The organism is Methylomonas methanica (assembly GCF_001644035.1).
GTDB classification, from domain to species: Bacteria; Pseudomonadota; Gammaproteobacteria; order Methylococcales; family Methylomonadaceae; genus Methylomonas; species Methylomonas methanica_A.
Window position 1 is genome coordinate 1 of sequence record NZ_LUUG01000009.1, and the last position, 4,750, is coordinate 4,750.

The following is a 4,750-nucleotide window of genomic DNA, read 5'->3' on the forward strand; positions in this document are numbered from 1 at the left end:
GGGGCTTCCCAGCCCCTCCGAAAACCCTCGCCAAAAGCTGCGATGCTCGGGGCGGAATAACGGGACTAACCCCGCCACGAAAATTAAGGTGGTTGGCCCAAACTTTCCGGCTAGCTTGAGACTCAGTCGTAGGGTGGGCACGATTAAGTGCCCACGCGGAATAACAGCCAACGGTGGGCAAAGTTGCCCACCCTACGCAAATTCGGGCGGCTGATGGTTTTAACCCCGTATGCCGCGCCGAGCACCGAAGTTTTTGAATGGAATAGCCCGTAGGGGCGATGCAGGGATGCATCGCGTTGACGGAGGGGCAGGAAGCCCCTTCCGTCAACCCCATTCAAAAACTTCGGCGCGCAGGATCAAAGCGGCATCCGGGTGTCTTTTCTTTTGGGTACTTTTCTTTGGACAAGCAAAGAAAAGTACCTCGGCTGTCGGGCCGAGACCCGACTCCAAAAAAGCCGTCGCGACAGCGACACTTTAAATTAGACGGAATTCAAAAATGAATATTACCAATCTGACCCAAGACAAAACCTACGCCTCAGTGCTACTCGCCCTAGCAAGCGTCACCCTCTTAATCCCCCTCTGCAACCTCATCTTCCCCGAAGATTCTGCATTGCATTTCTCGGCCTACTCAGTCTCCCTAATCGGCAAATACCTGACCTTTGCCCTGCTTGGCCTGTCGCTGGACATGGTCTGGGGCTATGCCGGGATTCTGGTACTGGGTCAGGGTGCATTCTTTGCACTGGGCGGTTACGCGATGGGCATGTATCTAATGCGGCAGATCGGCACCCGAGGGGTTTACGGCAACGCCGAACTGCCTGACTTCATGGTGTTCCTAAACTGGACCGAACTGCCCTGGTACTGGTACGGCTTCGAGAATTTTGGTTTCGCGATGCTGATGGTATTCCTCGCTCCTGGCCTGCTGGCTTTCGTGTTCGGTTGGTTGGCGTTTCGTTCGCGGGTGACTGGTGTGTATTTGTCCATCATCACCCAAGCGTTGACTTACGCCCTGCTGTTGGCCTTCTTCCGCAACGAAATGGGCTTCGGTGGCAACAACGGCCTCACCGATTTCAAAGACATCCTCGGTTTCAACATTCAATCCGAAGCAGTCCGTTCGATGTTGTTACTAATGACTGGCCTAAGCCTGATCGGCGCCTTGCTTCTCTGCCGCTGGATTGTGAACAGCAAACTGGGCCGGGTAGTCACGGCGGTTCGCGACCAAGAATCGCGGGTACGTTTTCTCGGTTACCGGGTGGAATTATTCAAACTCTGGGTATTCGTATTTGCGGCGATGCTGGCCGGGCTGGCCGGCGCGTTGTATGTGCCGCAAGTCGGCATCATCAACCCCAGCGAATTCTCGCCGCTCAACTCCCTTGAAATCGTCATCTGGGTCGCGGTGGGCGGGCGCGGCACCTTGTACGGCGCCATCATCGGCGCGGTGTTGGTCAATTACGCCAAAACCGTGTTGACCGGTCTGATGCCCGATGCCTGGCTGTTTTGCCTGGGCGGCGCCTTCATCCTGGTCACCTTGTTAATGCCCGACGGCATCGTCGGCCTGCTGCGCCGTCGCAGTAAACCCAAACCCACTCTCAACGCTACCGGAGGACAACCGGCATGATGATCTCGGCTGCAACTACTACTGAAGGCGGCGCCAGCCTGCCGCTGGACGGCGAAGTCGACGCCCGCCACGGCCCGATTCTGTACATGGAAGACGTCAGCGTCAGCTTCGACGGCTTCCGGGCGCTGAACCATCTTTCGCTGTACATCGACGACGGCGAACTGCGCTGCCTGATCGGCCCCAACGGTGCGGGAAAAACCACCTTAATGGACGTCATCACCGGTAAAACCAAGCCCGACAGCGGTTCGGTGTTCTTCGGCCAGACCATCGATTTGCTGGAACTGGACGAACCGGCCATCGCCCAAGCCGGTATCTGCCGAAAGTTTCAAAAACCCAGCGTGTTCGATGCCTTGACCGTGTTCGAAAACCTGGAACTGGCCTTAAGAACCGACAAGCGCACCTGGTCGACCCTGTTTCATAAACTCAACGGCGAGCAACGCGACCGCATCCATGACGTGTTGCAAACCATCGCCCTGCCCGCTCAACAACGGCAATTGGCCGGCGCCCTATCGCACGGGCAGAAGCAATGGCTGGAGATCGGCATGCTGCTGATGCAGGACCCGAAAGTCATGCTGGTCGACGAACCCATCGCCGGCATGACCCATCAGGAAGTCGAACGTACCGCCGAACTGTTGCTGTCCTTGCAAGGCAAACACTCCATCGTCGTCGTCGAGCACGATATGGAATTCGTGCGCAGCATCGCCCGCAAAGTCACGGTGCTGCACGAAGGCTCGGTGCTCACCGAAGGCACGATGGACGAAGTGCAAAACGATCCGCGCGTGATTCAAGTTTACCTGGGGGGATGATGTTAAATATCAGCGCATTGCAACAATACTACGGCGCCAGCCATACCCTGTGGGACCTGGATTTGAGCGTACCCGCCGGGGCCTGCGTCTGTCTGATGGGCCGTAACGGCGTCGGTAAGACCACGCTACTGAAAGCCATCATGGGCCTACTGCCGGTAGCCGACGGCAGCATTCAATTCGACGGCGTGGAACTGGCCAAAGCCAAAGCAGAATCCCGCGCCGAACTGGGCATCGGTTACGTGCCGCAAGGCCGAGAAATCTTTCCGCTATTGACTGTGGAAGAAAACCTGAAAACCGGCCTGCGCGCCGCCAACAAGCACGGCATCAAAAAAGTCCCGGACAGTATTTTCGAGATTTTTCCGGTATTAAAACAAATGCTGAAGCGCCGGGGCGGCGACCTGTCCGGCGGCCAGCAACAGCAATTAGCCATAGGCCGGGCACTGGTGCTAAACCCGCGCCTGCTGATCCTGGACGAACCCACCGAAGGTATTCAGCCCAATATCGTCAGCGAAATCGGCGACGTGATCATTCGCCTGAACAAATCGCGCGGTGTCGCTACCCCGACTCCAAAACCGGAAACCGGCGAAATCCACCAAGCCATCGATCGCATCCACAGAGAACTGGGCGTGACAGTGCTACTGGTGGAACAAAAACTGCCCTTCGCCCGCAAGGTGGCGAACCAGTTTTGCATCATGGACCGTGGCCGGCATGTGGCGGTGGGGGCAATGAACGAATTGGCGGACGATATGGTGAAGCGCTATTTGACGGTGTAAGTCAATCTTCCCCCTTTTGAAAAAGGGGGTCAGGGGGATTTTCAAAAACGGGCGTAGCCCATCGTACTGATTAAAAGCTGGGTGACGGAGAAAACACATGAAATCCGAACAATTTTTGCTGGCGGCTGGGGCTTTGTTATTGGTTTGGTCGATACGCAGCGAGGCACATAGCAGTTACGAAGCCATGATGGAAGGCGGCAACTTGCTGCAATTAACCAACGCCGCCCTGCATCCCTTTTTCGAAATCCCCGATTTGTCGGGATTGCTGATCGGTGTATTAATTTTAGGAATTGTATTTGGCCCGGTTATATTGCACATCACTCGGCATATGAATAGCCGCAATGTCGTTAAGCAGGAACTTCCCCCTTTGAAAAAGGGGGATTGAGGGGGATTTGTTTGGAAAATCTCCCCTAGCCCCTCTTTTTCAAAGAGGGGAAACGACAATGCCCAACTCAATATATTGCCTTAGCCAGCCGACGGCTGTAATAACTAGAATTAACAGGCCGATCCGATAACTTTTAAGTCAAACACCATGAGCCCAAACCTCGCTGTTTCATCCATTCCCGATGCCACCACCGAACCTGTGGCATGGGAAGCCGAATTGCAACTGGGCTTTAGCCAACGCGGCGACAAAACCGTATTGTCCAAACGAGCCCATCGCGGCCCGTTGACCGTGCAACGGCCTTTTTATCCGGAGGGCGGCGCCTGCCATGTGTACTTGCTGCACCCGCCCGGCGGCGTGGTAGCTGGCGATCAGTTAAGCATTAACGCCGCTGTCGAGCACGATGCGCAAGCGCTAATCACCACCCCTGCCGCCGGCAAGTTTTATCGCAGCGGCGGCGGCGAAGCACAACAAACCGTCAATCTCAAAGTCTCTGAAAACGCCTGCCTGGAATGGCTACCGCAGGAAACCATTGTTTACGAAGGTGCGCAGTTAAAGTCCAGCATGAATATCGATTTGGCTGACCACGCCCATTTCATCGGCTGGGAAATATTAGCCTTAGGCCGCCCGGCAGCCGGTGAAGGCTTCGACAATGGTGCCGCCAGCCTGAACTGGCGCATCAGCCGTGCCGGGTGTTTGCTTTACCTGGAACGTTTGCGGCTGGATGCCGAAGCGTTTCAAGCCCGTTGGGGTTTGTTTGGGCATTCGGCCTGCGGGACGATGTTTGTTTATCCGGCCACGCCCTTGCATTTGGCGGCGGTACAGGAATTGATTGGTGATGAGGCTAATCGCGGGGTGACTTTGATTGAGGGCTTGTTGATTTGCCGGGGGTTGGATAGGCGGGCGGATTTGTTGAAAGGGTTTTTTGAAGCTGTTTGGGGATTGGTGCGGGGGGATGTGGTTGGGAAGGAGGTTTGTGCGCCGAGGATTTGGGCGACGTGACGGTGTTTGTTTCGTCTAGTATCGTCTTATCGACTTGGAGCGGTCTCAATGAACGCGTCATTCCGGCATGGATTGCCGGAATCCAGAAGCCATGGATGGCATCGAGTTGGGATGTGGTGTCGCTGACGCGACGGCTTTTTTAATGTCGGGTCTCGGCCCGACAGCCGAGATA

At 55.8% G+C, this 4,750-nt stretch carries 5 protein-coding genes; all 5 read left to right on the forward strand.

Annotated features, from left to right (window positions below; all coding sequences use genetic code 11):
• The first annotated feature begins 496 nt into the window (after window positions 1–496).
• The 5 genes from urtC (at window position 497) to A1332_RS00565 (ending at window position 4,578) form a co-directional block, all read left to right on the forward strand.
• Complete coding sequence (gene urtC / locus A1332_RS00545; RefSeq protein ID WP_064006643.1) at window positions 497–1,615, forward strand: urea ABC transporter permease subunit UrtC; 1,119 nt, start codon at window positions 497–499, stop codon at window positions 1,613–1,615.
• Window positions 1,612–2,421 (forward strand): urea ABC transporter ATP-binding protein UrtD, encoded by an 810-nt coding sequence (gene urtD / locus A1332_RS00550; protein ID WP_064006644.1) that lies wholly within the window; start codon window positions 1,612–1,614, stop codon window positions 2,419–2,421. The genes urtC and urtD overlap by 4 nt, the downstream gene beginning before the upstream one ends.
• The gene (locus A1332_RS00555) at window positions 2,421–3,194 is read left to right on the forward strand and encodes an ABC transporter ATP-binding protein (protein WP_064006647.1); all 774 of its coding nucleotides are present in this window, start codon (window positions 2,421–2,423) and stop codon (window positions 3,192–3,194) included. Before urtD ends, A1332_RS00555 begins: the two co-directional genes overlap by 1 nt.
• A 97-nt stretch (window positions 3,195–3,291) precedes the next feature.
• On the forward strand, window positions 3,292–3,579 hold the full coding sequence (locus A1332_RS00560; protein ID WP_064006645.1) for a hypothetical protein: 288 nt from the start codon (window positions 3,292–3,294) through the stop codon (window positions 3,577–3,579).
• Between the two features lie 147 nt (window positions 3,580–3,726).
• Window positions 3,727–4,578: an urease accessory protein UreD gene (locus tag A1332_RS00565; protein ID WP_064006646.1), complete on the forward strand. Its 852-nt coding sequence runs from the start codon at window positions 3,727–3,729 to the stop codon at window positions 4,576–4,578.
• Window positions 4,579–4,750: the final 172 nt, after the last annotated feature.